15 protein-coding genes are annotated in these 17123 nt (G+C 39.2%); 5 read left to right on the top strand and 10 right to left on the bottom strand.

Translation table 11 applies throughout. The features are described 5' to 3' along the window. Positions 1-4: 4 nt before the first annotated feature. Both IEX65_RS02810 and IEX65_RS02805 read left to right on the top strand, forming a co-directional pair. Positions 5-670, top strand: coding sequence for a response regulator (locus IEX65_RS02810; RefSeq protein WP_188764440.1), 666 nt, complete (start codon positions 5-7; stop codon positions 668-670). Further along, positions 667-2496, top strand: a complete 1830-nt coding sequence (locus tag IEX65_RS02805; RefSeq protein WP_188764438.1) for a sensor histidine kinase — start codon at positions 667-669, stop codon at positions 2494-2496. The genes IEX65_RS02810 and IEX65_RS02805 overlap by 4 nt, the downstream gene beginning before the upstream one ends. 52 nt (positions 2497-2548) lie before the next feature. Here the strand turns inward: IEX65_RS02805 and IEX65_RS02800 are convergent, their stop codons facing one another. Then, positions 2549-3091 (bottom strand): C40 family peptidase, encoded by a 543-nt coding sequence (locus IEX65_RS02800; RefSeq protein ID WP_188764436.1) that lies wholly within the window; start codon positions 3089-3091, stop codon positions 2549-2551. 220 nt (positions 3092-3311) lie between these two features. Here IEX65_RS02800 and IEX65_RS02795 point away from each other — a divergent pair, with 220 nt between their 5' ends. Further along, complete coding sequence (locus tag IEX65_RS02795; protein WP_188764433.1) at positions 3312-4217, top strand: M23 family metallopeptidase; 906 nt, start codon at positions 3312-3314, stop codon at positions 4215-4217. 51 nt (positions 4218-4268) lie between these two features. Beyond that, positions 4269-5333 carry a 3-oxoacyl-ACP synthase III family protein gene (locus IEX65_RS02790; RefSeq protein WP_188764431.1) on the top strand — a complete coding sequence of 355 codons (1065 nt, stop codon included), beginning with the start codon at positions 4269-4271 and terminating at the stop codon, positions 5331-5333. Between the two features lie 116 nt (positions 5334-5449). On the opposite strand, the gene IEX65_RS02785 is transcribed toward IEX65_RS02790, so the two are convergent. The 3 genes from IEX65_RS02785 to IEX65_RS02775 form a co-directional block, all read right to left on the bottom strand. Further along, complete coding sequence (locus IEX65_RS02785) at positions 5450-5890, bottom strand: RrF2 family transcriptional regulator (protein ID WP_188764430.1); 441 nt, start codon at positions 5888-5890, stop codon at positions 5450-5452. A 269-nt stretch (positions 5891-6159) separates the two neighbouring features. Then, positions 6160-6627, bottom strand: a complete 468-nt coding sequence (locus tag IEX65_RS02780) for a hypothetical protein (RefSeq protein WP_188764428.1) — start codon at positions 6625-6627, stop codon at positions 6160-6162. A 50-nt stretch (positions 6628-6677) separates the two neighbouring features. Further along, on the bottom strand, positions 6678-9119 hold the full coding sequence (locus IEX65_RS02775) for a TonB-dependent receptor plug domain-containing protein (RefSeq protein ID WP_188764426.1): 2442 nt from the start codon (positions 9117-9119) through the stop codon (positions 6678-6680). A gap of 256 nt (positions 9120-9375) precedes the next feature. Here IEX65_RS02775 and IEX65_RS02770 point away from each other — a divergent pair, with 256 nt between their 5' ends. Continuing rightward, positions 9376-10431 carry a 3-oxoacyl-ACP synthase III family protein gene (locus IEX65_RS02770; protein ID WP_188764424.1) on the top strand — a complete coding sequence of 352 codons (1056 nt, stop codon included), beginning with the start codon at positions 9376-9378 and terminating at the stop codon, positions 10429-10431. Between the two features lie 86 nt (positions 10432-10517). Here the strand turns inward: IEX65_RS02770 and IEX65_RS02765 are convergent, their stop codons facing one another. The 6 genes from IEX65_RS02765 to IEX65_RS02740 form a co-directional block, all read right to left on the bottom strand. Continuing rightward, positions 10518-11255, bottom strand: a complete 738-nt coding sequence (locus IEX65_RS02765) for a hypothetical protein (RefSeq protein WP_188764423.1) — start codon at positions 11253-11255, stop codon at positions 10518-10520. 69 nt (positions 11256-11324) lie between these two features. Continuing rightward, a complete protein-coding gene (locus IEX65_RS02760) occupies positions 11325-14246 on the bottom strand; it encodes a cellulase family glycosylhydrolase (RefSeq protein WP_188764421.1) in 2922 nt (973 codons plus the stop codon). Positions 14247-14249: 3 nt separating this feature from the next. Next, entirely contained in the window at positions 14250-14624 is a 375-nt protein-coding gene (locus tag IEX65_RS02755) for a LytTR family DNA-binding domain-containing protein (RefSeq protein ID WP_188764419.1), read from the bottom strand. A gap of 13 nt (positions 14625-14637) precedes the next feature. Further along, positions 14638-15495 (bottom strand): phage tail-like protein, encoded by an 858-nt coding sequence (locus IEX65_RS02750; protein WP_188764417.1) that lies wholly within the window; start codon positions 15493-15495, stop codon positions 14638-14640. A 4-nt stretch (positions 15496-15499) separates the two neighbouring features. Beyond that, positions 15500-16423: an alpha/beta fold hydrolase gene (locus IEX65_RS02745; RefSeq protein WP_188764415.1), complete on the bottom strand. Its 924-nt coding sequence runs from the start codon at positions 16421-16423 to the stop codon at positions 15500-15502. Positions 16424-16512: 89 nt separating this feature from the next. Then, positions 16513-17052 (bottom strand): hypothetical protein, encoded by a 540-nt coding sequence (locus IEX65_RS02740; RefSeq protein ID WP_188764413.1) that lies wholly within the window; start codon positions 17050-17052, stop codon positions 16513-16515. Positions 17053-17123 lie beyond the last annotated feature (71 nt).

Below are 17123 nucleotides of genomic sequence, written 5' to 3'. Positions count from 1 at the left end.
CCTAATGACTAAAATTCGACTTTTAATTGCTGATGACCATAAACTTTTAGCCGAAACAGTCAGTGATATTTTAAAAGCAACCAATAAGTTTGAAATAGTGGCCATCTGCCACACCAGTAAAGATACCCTTTGGAGCATTCAATTATATAATCCCGAAATTATTCTTCTCGACCTCAATATGCCAGTTATCAATAATGATGTACCACGTGCATCAGGATTAGATGTTTTAGAAGAGTTGCGTTCAAAACAAGATACTGTTAAGGCAATTATTATTTCAAGTTTTAATCACTCGACTTTTATTAAACAATCATTAAATTTGGGAGCGAAAGGTTATTTGCTCAAAAATACTTCCATTGAAGAGATTGAGACTGCTATTCTGACGGTATCCAAAGGAGGTATTTATCTACAAAAAGAAGTAGAAGCAATTTTGAAAGGAAAACAACGAGATATTGAGGTAGAAGATTCGCTTGTCAATGCCATTTCGCTTACTAAACGAGAAAAAGAAGTATTAGAATACATTTCAAGAGGCTTTCGTACCGAAGATATTGCTATTGCTTTAAACCTGAAAAAATATACAGTCGATGAATATCGAGATAACCTCATCCACAAAATGAAAGCTAAGAACTCTGCCGAATTGATTAGAATAGCTTTTGAAGCTGGACTTTTATGATAAAGTTATCCATCATATTCTCGTTGGTTTGTTGTTTGTGTGTGAGTGTTTACGCACAAACAAGTCCTATCAATATCAATCAAACTGACCAAGAAATTGAGATTATTAATCAAACTACCTATTTGCTTGACCCAAATGGGCAAATTTCTTTCCATCAGATTCTGTCAAATACTAATTTTCAGAAGTTACCCAAAAATACGATTAGTTTTGGTAGCAATCAATCTTATTTATGGTTGAAGTTTCGTGTTATTAATAATGGTGTTGTCCCTCGTGTGTTTTCTTTGGTAAGCAAGGGAATAGACAGTCTGCAATGTTACCAAGTTGCTGAACCTACAAAGCAACTTTTGCGGGCGAGTCTGACAGGCACTCACATTCCTTTCAATGCGAGAGAGTTTTCAAGTCCATATCTTACATTTACGTTCCAGCTTTTACCACATCAAATCAATATTGTTTATGTGAGGGTGCGTACCCTCAACTACCCATTGAGTGTATCGCCGTTTCGATTGTTTAGCCATAATTCGGCCAAAGCCTTTATCAAACGCAACGACCTTCTGCAAAGCATTTATATTGGTAGTATGGTATTTTTGTTGCTTTTTGGTTCGGCATTGTTTTTCTTTTTCCAAGAAAAACTCTATCTCTATTATTTATTGTGCGTGTTTTTATCACTCACAATGATGCTCGTCTATAACGATTATTATTATCTGATTTTCGATAAAATTCCTGATATTATTCGCACTAAAAACTTTTACGGAATACCGACTTCATTTGCATCAATGTTTTATTTGTTTTTTGCTCGTGAATTTTTGGTTTATGGTTATGATAAAGGTGGCTACATTAATCGGGCTATCAATGGCGTGGCCGTCGGGACTGTAATGCTCGTTACGCTATTTATCACATTTGGGTGGAATGTCTATGAATACCGATTTTTGTTTTATTTTTTTATATTCCTACTTTGTTCGCTTACTATTTTCTTACTTTATCGAAGCCTACGTTTGCAATATAAACCTGCTTGGTTATTTTTATTAGCAACCGTTCCTGTGTTATTGATGGGCTTTTGGGAGACTATTTCAGATATTCATCACATGCCCGTACAAGATATTCACACTTATTATTATGCCTGTACGATGTTTGAAATGTATGTGCTTACACTCGGTTTGTCGTTAAAGTTTAAGATTGCTCAAGACGAAAAGAAAAAACTACAAGCCGAGGTTTTTGAGATAGAGTCACAAGTACAAGAAAACGAACGCCAACGAATTGCCAAAGATTTACATGATAAACTTGGTGGGCTACTTGGGGCTTTAAAAATCAATCTTTCGGTATTGTCAAAAAATAAGCAGCTACAAACCCAAGAACTGGAAGTGCTTCATAAAAGCTACGAAATGCTCGATTTAACCACCGAAGAAGTACGGAATATTTCGCATAGTTTGGCATCGAGTACGCTTACTAAGCTGGGTTTGGTAGCCATGCTGACCGAAATGTATAACGAATCCGCAAATCCGAAGGTGTTAATTCAAAATAATGGATTACATAATCGATTAGATTCAATTAAAGAAATGGCTTTATATGCAATTATTCAAGAATGTATCAATAATGCCCGTAAACACGCAGAAGCAACTGAAGTATCGGTAGTTTTTAAACAAAATGATGATAAATTGACAGTATTGATAGAGGATGATGGCCGAGGATTTGAAATAAAAAATAATGCTAATAATGGGAAGGGCTTAGAAAATATTGGTTTTAGAGTAAAAGAACACCTAAATGGCGAATTAATGATTGATACATCTATTGGGCAAGGTACAATTATTATGATTAAAACCAAGGTATAAAAATTGGGCAACTATAGCTGCCCAAAATATGATTTCTTAATACGAATTATTGTCACTTAAAACTATCAATCACTCGCTTCACACCCACAAAATGAGCTGAATAATAAGGGTCTTTCAGATAACTAATCGTCACGCCTTTGCTTGTTGCTGAATGAATAAACTTTAAGCCTTTGGAGTTTGACTCAACCACTATGCCTACGTGTGAGATACCGCTTTTGGGGCTGCGTCCTCTTCTAAAAAATATCAAATCGCCAGCAAGTGCTTCGTTGGTTTCAACATCGTAGCCCAATCTGAACATTTCGGTGCTACAAGCTCCCAACTTCATGCCGAATTTCTTGAAAACATAGCCTACAAAACCCGAACAATCAAAGCCTTTGGCCGCTTTTCCGCCACTTTTATAGCGTGTTCCGATAAATTTCTTTGCGTATCGCTGAATGTCGTTGGCTAATTTTAGATAAGATTCCTCAATTGGTTCTTCAGTAGCCGATACAGATTTCTTTTTGGTAGGAGTATCGTACGTAAAATTTGCTTTACTGGCAAAATTCGACAACGATAAAATGACAAACAACGAACCTACTAAACACTTTTGTAACATACAGATATTTTTTGGTTCAGCACAAAATTAAATAAATGCAAATTAAAATCACCTTAAAATATTACTCAATAGTGTTTTGGTTAAATATTTTCTTAGAAAAGTTAAATTTGTGCTTGAAAAATATTCGTCACGCATAACTTTTTACGCATGATGATTCTGTATTAGCACAGGATTTTCTTAAATTCGTGCCAGAAACAAATGCAGCGACTCGTTGAAAGGAATGATTAAAATTTTTGTTTTTTGTTTTAACTTTCTGTTTTTACAGAAAGATACTTCTTCCGTTACCTATAAAGAATACCTTGGCGTAATCAATGGCTACAAGCAGTTATTGGTTGATATTCGTGAATACAAACTCTCGCCGCAGGAAGCCCGTGAACGATTTCAAGACATGATGCTTATCATGAAAAAGGCTCATCCTAACGCACGCTACGACTCTACACAAGTGAGTATATGTTTCCCACTGATGGGCTTCGATTTTCGTGCAGTTGGTGGCTATGGTAGCGGATACATTCCTCGTGGCTACGATTTATTCGACCAAGCTAAGAAAGGGAGTCATCCTGCTCATGATATTTTCATGAAAGATAAAAATCAAGATTGTCGAGACGACCGTACTGGCGATTATGTACCAGTGCTATCAACAACCGATGGTGTAGTGATTGCTACCGAAAACGGTTGGCAGCCCGGTAGCGAGTATCGTGGAGGAAATTACATTTGGATTTATGATACCAATAACGGTGGACTCTGGTATTATGCCCACCAAAGAGAAATATATGTGAAAACTGGACAAACTGTGCGAGCTGGGCAGAAAATTGCACTCGTTGGCCGAACTGGATTTAATGCTGCCATGCCTCGCTCTGATACGCACCTACACATGACGTATCTGAGAATTGATGATGAGGGAAATCCGTTTCCGGTAAATACTTATGGCTGGCTCAAGCAGGCAACTACACTACTCGACCCTCGAATTGCAGTTGATTTAGAACCCATTGCCACGGTAAGAACAATAGAAATTCAGGAAAATATAAAACCATTGCCTGCCATAAAGGCCCCAAAAACGACTTTTAAATTTATTGAGCCCATAGCCGATGATGAACCAGGAAAATCTCGTCGTCGCCGTCGTCAATAAAATCCTATTTTTACTAACAAGAACAACAAAACCATATTCTAAGCAATAAAATTGAAAACAATCATTAAAGGAACAGGCAGCCACTTGCCTGAGCGAATCATAGAGAACTCATATTTTTTGGATAGACAATTCATGGACGCCAATGGGGTTGTGAATCCAAAACCTGCCGAGGAAATCATCGAAAAACTGGAGGCTATCACAGGTATAAAATCAAGAAGATACATACCCGAAAAAGGCGATTCGGTGCCATTGATGGTCGAAGCTTCAAAAAATGCCATTGCTGATGCAGGAATTGATAAAAACCAAATTGATGGCATAATCGTAGCACACAATGCGGGCAATATGCTCGAAGGAATGCAAGGTTTTCATACTGTACCAAATATGGCGGCATTGCTCAAAAATAAATTAGAAATCAGTAATCACGAATGTTTTGCCTATGACTTGCTTTTTGGCTGCCCTGGTTGGTTGCAGGGAATCATTCAAGCACATCAGGCAATTCAGATGGGCGATGCTACCAATGTTTTGGTCGTTGGTATTGAGGTTGCCTCACGCTTACTCGACCCGCATGATTTAGACTCCATGATTTTGGCTGATGGCTGCGGTGCCGCCGTTATTTCTTCTGCTGATGCTGAAAATACGGGAATCGTTTCCTACGCTACCTACTCACACGCTCAAGAAGATGTTGCATGTATTTATTTGAGTGGTTCGTATAATAAAGAACTAAAAAATCCGACTTTGTTTAAGATGAATGGCAAAGATGTATATAAATACGCCACAGTTTGGGTGCCAAAAGTTATCAAAAAAGCACTTGATAAGGTAGGTTTAGATGCGTCTGATGTTGATATGTTTTTGTTTCATCAAGCCAATGGTAAGATGCTCCACGCTTTTGCCAATAATTTGGCTCAAATGTATAATATCGAAGGCTTATCTTTTGAAGGGAAAATTCCGACAACAATCGAATTTACAGGAAATACATCGGTGGCCACCGTGCCAACAATGCTTGATTTGATTCGTAAAGGAGACTTAGCAAACTACAATATTAAAGCAGGAATGAAAGTCGTGATGGCATCAGTTGGAGCAGGAATGCACTGTAATGCAATCGTTTATCAATTCTGATATGTGGAGCGAAGTTCCGACTTCGCTGTGAGAAAATACGATTACTATGAAATGACAGCTTACAAAGCTGTCCTACAAACAAAAACGGCACGAAAGTTTCCCTTGTGCCGTTTTTGTTATTTTTGAGTTATCTCTTCTTCTGGTAAATCCATCAAATCTTTCAGTGTTGTGTTTTCGTAAACTGCCAAGTTTGCATCACGAACTTTCTCCATGATTGGTCTAATCTTACACGTTTTTTCATCAGCACAATCATCGCATTTTCCGTAGAAATAAAGCGAAACACAAAGCATTGGCGAAATCGGGCCGTCAATGATACGCACGATTTTGGCAATCGAAACATCTGCGGGCGACATTCGGAGTTGATAGCCGCCACCTTTGCCTTTTTGGCTATGAAGCACACCATTATTGCGGAGTTCGAGCAAAATCGCTTCCAAAAATTTCTTCGGAATACTCTGTTGTTCGGCAATATCAGCAATCAAAATTGGCTGCTTTGATTCGTATTTTTCTGAAAGAACCTTTAGGGCTTTCAGTGCATATTTAGCTTTTTTAGAAATCATTTTGTTTGTTTTGACGAAGAATATAAAGATATCAGAAAATAGGAAAACTGACATCTTACCGAACAAAAGTACAATTTTTCGTTCATTTTGCAATAGTTTTCTTTCAACACCTCACAATCAATTATCGTTAAAGTATTAGCGTTGTGGCGAGGATAGAATTCCGTCAGCTGAATATATTGTAAAAGCTAAATAGTGGTACAAATGTTGATGCTATATTCGTCAGCCGCCATGGTACCAATGCAATGTTGGTGGTGGTTTTAGCCTACCAATCAATCTGAATTAAAAGTGCAAATGTCGCCATATTTGTCTTTACATTTTCTGAAAAACTGTTTTGGTATTCCATTTTTCAAGTTAATTATTGTTGATTTTTTTTTGTCACAATTAGTATCTGTATTATTGAAAATTAGTTTTCCATTTTTTAGTTTAGTTGGTAAATCGTAGGTCATAGTCAAGTAGTAATTACCAACATATTGGTTTCTGACATTAAAAACTAAAATACGTGATGTCGCCCTATGCGAAAGTCCCCAAAACCAAATTGAATTTACAATTTTGAAAGTTCGTCCACGTTTAGTTGTCACCTGTCCCAAATACTTTAAATGTGTTTCTGTCTGCCCTGTTTCAGTCCACTTACCGAAAATAAATAGACTATCAACAATTCCCTTTTTTAGAACCTTTTGTCGGATGTTTTCATCGTTTACTTGTCCACTTGCAGAAAATACAATAATATTCAATGTCAAGATTATAAAAAGAGTGCGTAGTGTCGTCATAAAATTACTACCAACTAAAATTATTTTGTACCTACCGAATAAGTATTTCGGGCAACAATCGGAATACCTGCCGCCGAAATTCCCTCAAGCGTTATATTCACTTTGGTGGCGGCATCGGTATTGAAAAATGTGATACTTGCTTTGCCGTTGGCATCGGTTTTTATTTTAGGCGACCAAAAAATAGTTGAGCGATAATCTGGGCGAATATGCTCTGGTAATGAAACATCATAATTAGGAGCGTAAAATTCTTTGGTTGGGTAGTATCCTGCTATCCCGAAATGCTCAACCCCCAATGCTTTATCATTGCTATAATCGTAATTTGGATTCCCTCTTTTTGTTAGTACCGAAATCACACCACTGCCTGCTCCCATACCATAAATAGCCGATTCTCCACCAGTGAGTACATCTACTTTTTCGACATCAGCCACTGGTAGCATTAAAATAGCTGATTTGTCAGTACGCATACCATCCAGCAAAAACATTGGTTCAGATGAACCACTAAGCGAACTAACCCCTCTGATAGTAACTACGGGGTCGTTGGCACTGCCTGATACTTGTACGCCTGCAAAACGACCTCTTATCAAATCAAGCACATTCATATAGCCAATCATGGTTGGGTCAACGGTCAACGATTTGCTCGGACTGCTGTAAAGTACTCGACTATCTCGTTCTTCTACTTTCTTTTTAGCTTTTACCTGTACCTCATTGAGCAAAATAGATTTATTGAAACGTAACGAACGCTCAAAATCTAAAGCTTCTTTGGTGCGTTTGAGATAATCGGCCAATTCTTTTTCATCAAACGTAAGGGCATTGAATGGAATCGCCACCACTTGAACTTTGGGCGAAAAGGCTCGGTTTATAAAAATCTTAGTATTTCGGTTGCTATTTCCTGCAATCGCTTGTACGATTACTTGAGCCGAATCAACAAAACTCAAGTTATTTACCACAAAAGAGCCATCTTTTTGGGCTAATCCCATACCAAAAAGCCTTGTACTATCTTTCAACGAAAACATAAACGTTAGATTTACAGGCTTTTCAAAAGGCTTACCATTCTGACGACTGATTTCACCCGAAATACTGAGTCCACGCTCCAATGGATATTTGGGTGTGGGCAATTCGTCTTTCATAATATCATTCCAGCGGTAGCGTCTCCAGCCCTGTGTCATCATCAAAATATCTAAGTGACGAGCTGCATCGGGATTCTCCTTTGAAAAATAATAAGCTGGTTGTTCGACTTTACCTTTTAGGTCAGAGCTGAGTAACAAATATGTTTGAATGTTTTCGGGAAATGCCTGTTCTAAAATTTGTCCCGCATCTGTTACCGACACCGAAAAATCGCCCGAAATTGGTTTGCCTTTGGCATCTTTAGCCTCTATATTTAATGTTACTTTTTCTCGTGTTTGATATTTTGTTTTATTTGGTAAAATATTGACATTCAGTGTTGTATCTGTTTTCAAAAAAATGACCCTTTCACAAAGTGGTAAGCCTTTTTCGTTGAAAACCGTGAATTGTGTAACTCCCGTTGGAAACTTATTTTTCGGAATTTTCATGAGCAAAACTTTCTTTGCCGAAGTAGCTTTTGCTGCATAGCATATTTTACCTTGTGATTGCCCAATGATAGCGATTTGGCTTGTTGAATTTGCAGAATTATGTCCCACAAACAAACGAATATTTTCTTTATCAGCCACAGACTCTACGCCCATTACAAAACCCTCTTTTTCTGAAACAGGCAAAGAAACCTCTTTTTCATAGATGTTGCGATACTTAATTTTGGCCGTATATTTTTCGCCAATTTGTGGCTTGAAAGTCATAACTCCCATTCCCAAGTGTTCGCTATCAAAACTAATAACAGTATCGCCCTTATCGCTCAAAATGATTCCCGAAACATCTAATCCATTACCAAGAGCATCGACAGCTTTGTAGGCCAAACGATTTTCTATACCTTCCACCAAATTACCACCTTCGGGAAAGAAACGAAAGTCAATTTCCTGCGAATTAAGTTTTATTGGTTCGTCATCGGTGTTAGGTCTGAAAACCTTGAAATCCTTCGTAAAAAGTAGATTTTCGTCGAAATTGAGCATCCAATTCGTATATGCTCTTAGTCGATAGTAGCCAGCTTTTAGGGTATCGGGTAGCATGAAGTCGGCGGCGGCACTACCACCTTCGAGCTGTAATATCTTTTTATCAATGAGTTTACCTCGTTGATTATCAATGAGTTCGACATAGAGCGGAATGCTTACCGTATCGGGCAAATGTGTGTTTGCTTCAACCAAGTAGGCTTTAAACCAAACGGTTTCGCCTGCGGTGTAGTAGGGTTTATCGAGATGGAGATAAGCTTTTTCTTGCGGAAGTTCATTATTATAACGGTCAAATTTGGCAGCAATGCTTTGAATTAAATCGTCTTCAAAAGTAAAAGCAAATAATAGGGTAGCAAGTGCAAGAATTAGTGCGTTTGTTTTCATTAAATTATAGAAATTGTGATTGAATTTATGTGTTTTTATAATGCAAAATGAAAATAAATAATTAAAAATAAAAACATATTCAACTAATTTCTTAGTTTTTATTGATGAGCGGTTATTTAAACCCAATAGCATTATTTGATAAACGGATGGAGGCCTCAAAAAATGCTCTTAAATATAATATTTCTAAGAAAAATTTGTATAATGGAGAAGTTTTTGTGCTAACTTCGCACTAAGATTCTAAACAAACTAAAAAAATATGTTACACTCGAAAATTGCAGGAATAGGTTTTTATGTACCAGAGAAAGTTGTGACAAACCACGACCTCATGAAAGTGATGGATACAACTGACGAATGGATACAAGAACGCTCGGGAATCAAAGAAAGACGCTACGGAATAAAAGGCGTAGAAACTCCAACCACAATGGGAGCGGCAGCCACAAAAATAGCTTGCGAACGTGCGGGAATTAGCCCCGAAGAAATAGATTTTATAGTATTTGCTACGCTTAGCCCCGACTATTATTTCCCGGGTTGTGGCGTACTTTTGCAGCGAGAATTGGGTATTACGCACAAAGAAATGGGGGCTTTAGATATTCGGAATCAATGTTCGGGCTTTATTTATGCTCTTTCGGTGGCTGACCAATTTATCAAAGCTGGAATGTATAAAAATGTGTTGGTTGTTGGCTCAGAAATGCACTCAATGGGGCTTGATTTTACAACTCGTGGCCGAAATGTAGCGGTTTTGTTTGGTGATGGAGCAGGAGCAGTAGTGCTTCAACCAACTACCGAAGAAGGTAAAGGAATCTTGACAACGCATTTACATTCGGATGGAACACACGCCGAAGAATTGGCTCTGCTTAGCCCAGGAAGTCACGGTGGGTATCATTTAGGAACTGAACAGTTTGGTTTTCCTGATGTAGAATACGGTGAAATTTTTGTCTATGAAAATTTGCTCGAAAACAAGACGTATTACCCAAATATGAATGGCCAGTTGGTCTTTAAAACTGCTGTGACGAAGTTTCCAGAGGTAATTATGGAAGCTCTGAATAAAACTGGCTACACACCTGCTGATATTGATATGTTGGTACCGCACCAAGCCAATTTGCGTATTGCTCAGTTTGTGCAGAAAACGCTCCGTCTGCCCGACGAGAAAGTGTATAACAATATTATGAAATACGGAAACACAACGGCCGCATCAATTCCGATTGCTTTGTGTGAGGCTTGGGAAGCAGGCAAAATCAAGGATGGTGATTTGGTTTGTTTGGCTGCTTTTGGAAGTGGATTTACGTGGGGTTCGGCCTTGATTCGTTGGTAGGAAATGAAAAGTCCACGGTCGATAGACGATAGTCAATAGTCAATAGAAAATATCTGTGGACTGTGGACTATCGACCGTTGACTAAATTATTTTATCTTATCAAAAAGACTGGCATCAACTTTTACGGCTGCTAAATCGTTACCTGTACGCAAGTCAGTTACGTTGAGGTCTAAAGGTCCGAGTTTATGATTTTGGGCGATTATTGCTCCTGTTTCGGTAGTTTTCCAATTATCCCACGTAGCAGAAACTCCGCCAATCGGAATCACTTTTACCCAAAGCTTAAATGCTTTCGGAGCATCATTGGAGTCTAAAATCCATAAATAAGAATCGCCTGGAGTTACGCCCCCCGACGAATAACTCGCCAAAAGTGCTTCTGAGCCATCTTCAGTTTTTACTATTTTTCGAGTTACGCCTTCATCAAAAACTTTATAGGGTGCAATCAGCCAGAATGAATCATTACAGAAAATCGACCATGCTTTGCCTCTTAAAACATCAAGTTGCCCATCAGTTATTTCTTTGCCTTCGCTGAAAGCCTTTCCTTTATTCCATTCTTTCAGATTGAGAAATACATCGTTCTCTCCCCATTTTACTTCCACCAGTTGGTTTTTCTTATCCCACACAAATTGGTGTCCACCTTTATGCGTCCACGCTACTACATTGGTGCTATCCCAAGCAGACTTGTTAAGCGACTTTAACATTTTGTTAGCCAGTTCATCGGCTTTTGCTGGATTTTCGCCAGTAGGTAGTTTTTCGTTGAGAATCAAGTAACCACCAATTACTAATACCAGTATTATGGCTGCGATATAAAGAAATACTTTTTTCATTGTTTAAGAGAATATGTGAAACTTAATCAACGAAAAAGCAGCAAAAGTTGTTCATTAGAATTAAACAAACTAAAATCCAGTGCTTCGTATAGCCGTGTTTTTTATGCCATAAGTAGCATTATTGACGATATTCTGACCAAAAGTAGTAAGCGTATTATACCCACCATATGGAGCTACTTGATTATTATTGGTCATATTTCTGGCCGAGCATCCATCTCTTACCCAAGCCCAAGCCAACCAGCCAATATTATTGGTTTTGAGAGTTGTGAGTAGGTTTTGGTACTGAAATCCGTTGGTTGGATTGTTGGGAGCATCATTTGTACCATCAATATTATAGTGGCAATAAGAAGTAGCACCATTAACCGATTCATCTTGTTTGTTAGCTACTTCGCCAACAATAAAAGGCAAATTGGCATTGATAGCATTGGTCAAATCTGTGTTAGCATTGTAGCCAGCCCAATAGGCGTGTACACTAAACAAGATATTATGCTCAGGGTCATGGTCGATTATTTCTTGCCCAGCATCCACAACTGCTTTGAGGTCTGTGCCGCAATCAGGGCTATCAATCATGATTGGCATCTTCAGATTGGCATTTCTGATAGACGTAATGGCTGCTTTATAGGCATTTTTCCAATTATTTAGACTTGCTATTGAATATCCTGCCCAACGGTATCTACCTACTTCGTTGGCTAAATTGATAATCAAATATTTTTTGTGTTTGTTTAGAATCGTCACGATGGCGGGGTCTGTCCACCACGAAATCAGTTGAGTATTTATTAGATTGGCATCTTCGGCACAAGTGAGGTCATGAAGCTCCAAGACAGGAATCATCTGATTGGTCTTACATTTGGTCAATAAATTATCGAGGTCGGTATTTGATACTGCTGGGCGAGTCGGATTTCCGTAAGTTTTATACCATTGTAAGCGAACGGCATTTGCTCCACTTTTTTCAATTTCGGTGATTAAATCATTAGCAGGAAAGCCCCAGTCGTCCATCACAGGATAATTTACACCCCTGATGATAAACTTTTGTCGATTCGCATCGTATAAATCTTTTCCCTGCATATACATCGTTGCAGCTTGGCTTTGCGGGCAGTTTTCGATTTTAGCAGAAAAGACCGTTCCTGCATCGGCTTTGAAGCCTGTCGATAAGAGAATGTTTTTTTCGGCCGTATAAACAACGTTTGTTCCAGCATTGGTGATGGCATTTGTTGCCAAAATACCTTTGGCTTTGAACGTTCGACTTCCGTTGTTGATGGTTGCAGAAGTTGGGTCGTCTTGCGGAAGTGTTAGCAACTCAGGGCAATTAGAAGGTGCGGGATTTAGTGTAATGCTTTTGTAGCAAAAGGCTGGCAATGTAGGGTACGCACCAATGGCTTCGTTGCTGGCAAAAGTCAGCGTTTCGCCCGTACTGTTTGGATTATTAGGTGTATATGTAATCGGAATCGTGACGCTGGTTTGGTTGAGAGCAAGTGTGGCGGTGAGACTTCCCGAAAATTCGCTCGAAATCAGATTGATGGTAGTTGTACCTACTTTTGTGACCGTAATCGGAATCGTGATGCTCTGCGTAGCCGCTACACCTTGTGTGAAAGTGCCGCTGAGGGTGCTATTTTCACAGTCGCCAAATGTGAAAAATCCATCATAGACTGGTACTGTAAACGAGCAAGTGCCTGCTCCTAAGCTCGGCGAACTGACAGTAATTGTGCGAGTTCCTGCCACACCCTGCCCGTTGTAATCGACATTCATAAACATGTTCTGTACGCCCGTATTGGCAAAGTTTTGTGTGGCCGTACCCGAAAAATTTGTACCACTTGCATTGAGCGTAATGCTACCTGCGGTTGCAATATCGAGCGTGACTCTAATACTGATGCTGGTCTGATTACCAAGCCTTACGATTGTTCCGCCAAAATTCGGATACGCACATTGCGTGATAGTGAATGCAGGAAAAATGGAAGCTGAAACTTCGGCACATTGGCCATTGCCAGGGTAAGTTGCTGAAATGCCAATGTCAGTAAATGAGCCATCACTTGGGTTAAACTTCCAAACTTTGCCATTGCCTTGGTCGTTGGCATAAATAAAATTGCCAATGCGAGCCAAACCACCAAATTTGGCACTTGTTTTTGAATAAATTGTAGCGTTTGCACTGGTAATTGTAACTTGGCCTCTTGGCGAATTTTGATTAATCAAAGCACTCGTGAGTCTGACCAGCGAGCCACCAGCCGAATCAGGCGTTGGCGAATAACTATCATTATTATTGGCATACCAGAGGTTTCCGTTGGCATCAAAAACCAAGCCTTCGGGTAAAGAAAATAGCTTGGCCGATTGGTTATCGGTATTCAAAAAGGCATCCGTACAAGCCACCGAATTGACGGCGGTTGAGCATAAGAATTGCGTAGGCGATGCCAGCGTATTATCGGTAGCCCACTTTAAGATTCTGTTATCCGAAAGGTCAGTCACGTAAACATCACCTGCTGCATTTCTCGTAATTCCTCCTATACCAGTATAAGATTGATTATTTTTAAGCGTAGGCATATTCTGAAAAATACCACCACCACTATAATTTCCGCTACCGTCACGTTGGATTTTTACGACTCTGCGTTTGGTTTCTCCAAAACCACAAGCTACATACAGCGTTCCGTTGGTTTGATTGACTACGATTTCGGTCGTTACTCGACTGGTTGCTACTTTCGTGACCGATGTGTAAGTGAGTGTTCCGCCCGAAATCAAGACCCCTTTGTAGTGCAGAAAACCATCGGAAGTGGGTTCGTCATAGCCCACAAACATTTCGTTGTTATAAAAAGCAACGCAGTTGGGTTTATAGCTGATATTGCTTGGCCCAACTACATTGAAAGTAGTCAGTAAAGTTGCGGGATTGGTAGCCAAATCATATACTTTTATTTGTGAGGCCGAATAATACGGTACTGCGAGTTTCTGCCCAAAGCAGAAATTAAGCAGCAGGAAATTGAATGAGAGTAAAAATATTTTTTTCATGGCTTAAAGTTGGTTTTTGAGTGATTTTGTGAGTTTTTGGCTTTTTCTGCGAGAAATACTGATACTCAATCCATTGATTAGTTGAAGTGCTTTGGTTGATTTTTCTATTGAAAAATTGGTCAGGTAATCAATGTTTACAACTTGCCTACGGTTGGGTCTGATAAAAGAGTGCGTATCTTTCAGCATAAACTCAAACAATGAAAGATTGCGAGACGAAAGTAGTTTTTTACCCGATTTCAGATGAATATGGGTATAGTTGATGTCGCTTTCGAGCAGGACTACATCAGCGGTTTTGATATAGTTCAGCTTACCATTGTGCCTGATGCGTATCATGCCTTTGGCAATGTATGGGCGTTGTATTTCTAAGAAATTATCCATGTTTTCTGCTTTATTATTGGCCTGCTACGGCTATCCAAGCAACTTGTAAGCTTTGTCCCCAACCAGTATTGGCATCACGGCGTTTTACCCAAACCGTAAAACCGGCTGCGGTTTTATTTCGCACTTGCATTTGAAAAAAATCTTCATCGTTGGTGAGTGAGTTTTGCGTAAGCGTAACGGTGTAGTTGGCGTTGGGCATTGGGTTTTGGAAGGTAATCGGCTGAGAATAAGCATTGTTGGTGCTACTACCGATGGCCAAATTGCCAAAACGAATATCTTTTATCAAGAAACCACTGTTACTAACCTTTACTCCGTGGGGTAGAACGATACCACTATAATCGGGGTTTATAATGAGTGGATTAGTGCCAACAAAATTTAAAAATGATAGTTTGTCACCATCCATAAAAATAGCAGCATTAAAAACATCATCTGAATAAAATCTCATTCCTGCCCCCGAGCCACCATCGGCTTGTATGTCTAAAAATGATGGATTCCCCGAACCATCTCTTGCACTTATTTTTACTCCAATGATTTCATCATGAACCACATGTAATTTGTTAGTTGGTGTGCCAGTTCCGATACCCACATTGCCACTATTTGTGCTGTATTGATTGGCTCCACTATTTTGCCAAGCACCGCCAGTGCCACCATTTGTCAGGGTTTGCCACATTGTACCATCATAATATTTCATGATGTTTAGGTCTTTATCAAAGACCATTGTACCTTTGGTTTGGCCAGAAATAGCTCCGATTTGGGCAGTTGTGAGTTGCGGAAATAGAACTCCCTGCGGCGTTAGTGTACCATTTTGGGCAAAAGCGTGGCTACTCCATACTGCAAAGAGTAGGAGATAAGCAAAAAATCTGATTTTCATGATTTTACTTTTTAGTTTTCAACCATTCTTCAATAGCTTGATAAAATGTTTGTGGTTGTTCAATCCAGATGAAATGTCCAGCGTTTTTGATAACCGAAAGTTTAGAGTTTTTGATACCCGCATGGATGCGAGAGGCGTGTGATACTTGATCGCAGATGAAGTCGTCATCACCTACAAGTACGAGCGTCGGAACGGTGATTTTTGGTAATAAATCAATAATTTTTTCTCTGCCAAGTCCACCTTTTGCGGTCATTTCCCACGCTTTTTGGCTGAGTTGTACATTTTTGATGGCAAGAAACTTGGAAAGGTTAGCTTGGTCATGAAAATAGAAAGGCATAATGTATGGCATTTCTTCATTGAGCGAGCGTTTGGTGGTATCGGTTCCCATCAAAATTCCCGAACCCATTTTATAATAAGGCTCGTTTTTGCGTTTTTCGACGGCCTTCATCAACTCCGTTTGAGCGAGTTCGTCAAGCCCTACAAAAGCGGCAACGGCAATGATTCCGTTGAGGTTTTGGCTGTATTTGATACCATAGTTTAATACTTGATAACCGCCCATCGAATGGCCTATAACCCAGATTTTGTTTTGTTTGAGGTGCAGGCGAAGCTGTTCAATATCTTCAATAAAATCGGCAGTTTGGTAATCTTCGGGTTTATCAGAAGCCGCTGATTTTCCAGAAGCACGAGTATCAAGCCAAACAACCGTGAAATACTTTTCGAGTTCGGGCATTGAGTTTTTGTAGGCATCAATATTTGGCCCCCAACCTGGTGTCGGGAATATACAAACTGGCCCATTGCCGCTTACTTCGTAGTGAAGTTTTAAACCATTGATTGTGGCAAAATGCTCTCCCTTGGCTATGGGTGATTGGGCAAAGGTACGCTTTTGAAAGCTAATTATTAGTGAAAAGATTATTAATAGGTATTTCATATAATATTAGTATATTGTTTGGTAAATATTTTATTATCAATTAGTTGTGTGAATGAAGAGCATTTCTTTGAGGTTCATTTCCTATTTTATTAACGTGTATAGCTTAATGAGAGGTCATAACTTTGAGTACTTTTATCGGGAGTACCATTGGCAGCTACTGAGGCCAAAAAATCGGCTTTGGTTTGAGTGATTACTAATTGATTGCCTGAGATTTTGTAGTAGGTAAACAACTTGAGAATTTTATTATTGGGCAATGGGGTTACGTTGTCACGCATTTTGTCAAATGTAAAATTAAGCCCACCAGTTTGGCCAGTTTCGTATGTTCCCGAAGCCAAAAAACCTAAAATGGAAGGAGCCACAAAGCCTTTCACTACTCCACCTTTGAGTTCTAAATTGATTTTGTATCCTACAAGGTCGGCAGATTCTTCGTCGAAATATTCGGTAAAAGTCGTACCTTTTTTTGCATCAGTTATGATGGTTATTTGTCCATTCACCTTGGTGAGTTTCCAAGTTCCTTCGAGGCCGTTACCATTGGCGGGAGTTGGGTCATTGGTCGAACTGCTGCATCCTGCGGCCGAACTAAATAATAAAACCCAAGCGATACTGAGATAGAATAATATATTTTTCATTAGAGTATTTTTTTTGATACAAAATTGCTCGTTTAGCTGATGCTCATCAATGCCATGATTGGGGATAAAAA

It is taken from the genome of Emticicia aquatilis, from assembly GCF_014644295.1.
Lineage (GTDB): Bacteria > Bacteroidota > Bacteroidia > Cytophagales > Spirosomataceae > Emticicia > Emticicia aquatilis.
This window is presented reverse-complemented; position numbering and strand designations above follow the sequence as displayed.